Origin of the sequence: Chamaesiphon sp. OTE_8_metabat_110 (genome assembly GCF_031382685.1) — a bacterium.
Classification (GTDB): Bacteria; Cyanobacteriota; Cyanobacteriia; order Cyanobacteriales; family Chamaesiphonaceae; genus Chamaesiphon.
Genome location: NZ_JANMZA010000433.1, coordinates 1 through 3,069, shown reverse-complemented (window position 1 = coordinate 3,069; position 3,069 = coordinate 1). Strand labels below are relative to the sequence as shown.

The following is a 3,069-nucleotide window of genomic DNA, read 5'->3' as shown; positions in this document are numbered from 1 at the left end:
GGCGATCGATAAAATCACCGAGTTCGTCGGCAGTTTGACTGGTGGGATGGTCATCCTCACGATCTCAGTCGGTTTTTACAATGTCGTCGCTCGGTATGTGGGGCGATTAATTGGCATCCAATTATCTTCCAACGCGCTCATCGAATTGCAGTGGTATTTATTTTCGATGATGTTTTTTTTGGGATTTGCCTACATTCTCAAACACGGTGCCAATGTGCGGGTCGATTTTCTTTATACCAATTGGACTCTCAAACAACAAGCCTTAGTCGATTTTATCGGTACGATCTTATTTACGATTCCCTTTTGTATTTTGGGAATTTGGGTCGCCTTAGATCCCGTATTGCAATCTTGGGGGCTTTTACCCAATGGGAATTGGGGCACTTGGGAAATTTCCTCAGATGCCAATGGTTTGCCCCGCGCTCCGATTAAAACGATGATTATTGTTGCTTTTGCGACTTTGCTGCTCCAAGCGATCGCCCAAGCCATCAAGTATCTAGCTGTTTATAAGGGTTATCCTCATGCTGCCGAAATCATTCAAGCAGATATCGAGAATTTACCTCTAGAGTAGACTGACATTTTGTACCCTTTATCCTTTAGCTATATCGACTCACACATCCGATCGGAGACTCAGCCATCTAAACCTCCGAGGTACTCCCGCCAGAGTGCGATAGCACTTGGCGGTGAGGGGGATAGGACGCGCGTTACGAGTCCCACCCCTGATTAATTTGACAAGCGCAGCTCTCAACCATGAAGGGGTGGGCGAGGCGCGAACAATTACTCTGTGATTTCACCTTGGTTTTCGACATATTTTCTAATTTGTTCGACAGTAACGCCGCCACAACTAGCAACGAAGTAAGCTCCAGTCCAAAACACTGGTTTACTATAAATTCGGTTAACAACATCAGCAAACTCCTTACGAATTAATCGACTCGAAACAGTCTTGAGATTATTGACAAGCTTGCTAATCTCCACATCCGGCGGGAAATCAATAACTAGGTGAACGTGGTCTGGTTCACCGTTGAAATCGGTTAATTTGCTACTCCACTTTTCACAAGTGCTGGCAAGGATTTCATGCAACCTTTTCAGGATCTCTTGATTAATCACCTTTTTGCGGTACTTTGTAACCAGCACCAAGTGAATATTAAGCGAATATATGCAACGGTAGCCTTTGTTATAGCTCATAGCACTAAGCATGATATAATAGCTCTATGCTACTCACTTACCAGTACCGATTGCAACCAAACCAAGAACAGGAGGCGACCTTGAGCCACTGGGGTGAGTTGCTGCGTCGGCATTGGAATTATGCTCTCGGAGAGAGATTAGACTACCTGCGCCGCACTCGTTCTTTGGTCGATAGATGCAGTCTGATAAGTGAGCCAATTGGTGAGATTCCAAACAGGGTTGATTACTACTCGCAAGCTGCCAATTTAAAACAGACAAAATCATTATTTCCTGAATATAAAGGTATCTATGCTGACTGCCAACAGCAAAATTTAATGCGGTTGGACAAGGCTTGGAAACGGTGGTTAATACCAGATAAGAATGGCAAAAGAGGCGGTAAACCTAGATTTAAGAAACAAGGCGACATCTGTTCGATTACTTTTCCAAGAGCCAATTCTGCTAAGGCTGGAGCAAACTTACTTGGCGAAAATTTGAAGCTGTCTAAGATTGGTGATATTCCTGTTGTATTGCACCGCCCAATCCCAGAAGGTTCGGTGATTAAGCAAGCAACAATCGTCAGCAAAGCCGATGGGTGGTATGTAAGTTTTGCGCTTGAAGATAACACGGTGCCTGTCTCCTTACCTGTTGATGAAATTAAATCTGTGGTGGGAATTGATGTCGGGTTAGAAAAGTTCTTAACTACTAGCGATGCTGAGGCAATTGCTGTCCCTCAGTTCTACCGTAAGGCTCAAACGGTATTAGCTCGTCAACAACGCAAGTTAGCTAGACAAGAAAAAGGGTCTGTTAATTACGGTAAGCAAGCTAATAAAGTTGCTAAGTTGCATCTGCATGTTGCCCGTCAACGCAAAGATTTTCATTATTCTGTAGCTCATTATTTATGTACAACTTACGATCTGATTGGATTCGAGAAACTGAATATCAAGGGTCTAGCTAGAACCAGATTAGCTAAATCAATACTTGATGTTGCGTGGCGGACATTCTTGAACATATTGCAAGCAGTAGCGGTAAGACGCGGCAAGCACACCCAAGAAGTTGATGCTAGAGGGACTAGTATTGAGTGTTTCAATTGTGAAGAAAGAGTTATCAAAGACCTGTCTGTCAGAGTTCATAATTGTCCCAATTGTGGAGTTAGTTTAGACAGGGACTACAATGCTTCGATTAATGTGCTAAAACGGACGACCGGACTGTCGTTTGCTGCTTGTGAAGGCTTAGGGGTTGCCCAGCCAATGAAGCAAGAAATCTCATTTGTGAACTTGAGAAGCCCCCGTCAGAGCGTACTCGCTTGACGGTGGGAGTAGTCACGACAAAAGTTGCACTACTGGTAGAACTGAAGGCAAAATTGGGTCAAGAACGAGAACTGGCTAATTTCCTCACCGCACAGCAATCGATGGCAGCCGTCGAACCAGGTATGTTGGCTTGGTTTTTTGTGCGTTTGGACGCTCAGACCTTCGCTCTGTTTGATGTTTTTAACGAAGATGCCGATCTTCAAGCACATCTGAGTGGGTCGATGGCTGCGGCACTGATGCCGCGTGCGGACGAGCTGCTAGCCAGCCCACCGCAAATTCGCCATGCCGAAGTACTGGCGGATTTGCTTTGAGTCTAAAATGCCAGATCGGTAGTTCGAGTGGGAACCGAGCGTGCGCTAAAACTGATGCAGTGCGAGCATTGTTTGAAGACAGATTGAGATTGTGGTTCACCGAACAGTCTATCTTCAAGCTATCCGTAAACGTTTAATATCGCCGATCGGTGGCGCACCAAACATGCGGGAATATTCACGACTAAATTGTGAGGTGCTCTCATAGCCTACTCGATCGGCAGCAATCGTCGCAGTGGAATTTTCCGCCAGCATCAGGCGACGGGCTTCGAGTAGCCTTAATTGCTTTTGAT

General features: G+C 45.3%; 5 protein-coding genes. 3 read left to right on the top strand and 2 right to left on the bottom strand.

Features of this window, described 5'->3' with window-relative positions; genetic code table 11:
• The first annotated feature begins 4 nt into the window (after positions 1-4).
• On the top strand, positions 5-568 hold the full coding sequence (locus RMO52_RS15945) for a TRAP transporter small permease subunit (protein WP_396135018.1): 564 nt from the start codon (positions 5-7) through the stop codon (positions 566-568).
• 206 nt (positions 569-774) lie between these two features.
• Here RMO52_RS15945 and tnpA read toward each other — a convergent pair whose 3' ends face one another.
• Entirely contained in the window at positions 775-1,194 is a 420-nt protein-coding gene (tnpA, locus tag RMO52_RS15940) for an IS200/IS605 family transposase (protein WP_396135017.1), read from the bottom strand.
• A 14-nt stretch (positions 1,195-1,208) separates the two neighbouring features.
• Between tnpA and RMO52_RS15935 the strand changes: the two genes are divergently transcribed.
• Both RMO52_RS15935 and RMO52_RS15930 read left to right on the top strand, forming a co-directional pair.
• The gene (locus RMO52_RS15935) at positions 1,209-2,468 is read left to right on the top strand and encodes an RNA-guided endonuclease InsQ/TnpB family protein (RefSeq protein WP_396135016.1); all 1,260 of its coding nucleotides are present in this window, start codon (positions 1,209-1,211) and stop codon (positions 2,466-2,468) included.
• Positions 2,465-2,779: a putative quinol monooxygenase gene (locus tag RMO52_RS15930; RefSeq protein ID WP_396135015.1), complete on the top strand. Its 315-nt coding sequence runs from the start codon at positions 2,465-2,467 to the stop codon at positions 2,777-2,779. The genes RMO52_RS15935 and RMO52_RS15930 overlap by 4 nt, the downstream gene beginning before the upstream one ends.
• Before the next feature lie 114 nt (positions 2,780-2,893).
• Here the strand turns inward: RMO52_RS15930 and RMO52_RS15925 are convergent.
• The coding region (locus tag RMO52_RS15925) for a helix-turn-helix domain-containing protein (protein ID WP_310416047.1) at positions 2,894-3,069 on the bottom strand (176 nt) is incomplete at its 5' end.

Bases quoted from the DNA above. Each gene is read 5' to 3' on its own strand.
- tnpA (WP_396135017.1), bottom strand. From the start codon at position 1,194: ATGCTTAGTGCTATGAGCTATAACAAAGGCTACCGTTGCATATATTCG.
- RMO52_RS15935 (WP_396135016.1), top strand. From the start codon at position 1,209: ATGCTACTCACTTACCAGTACCGATTGCAACCAAACCAAGAACAGGAG.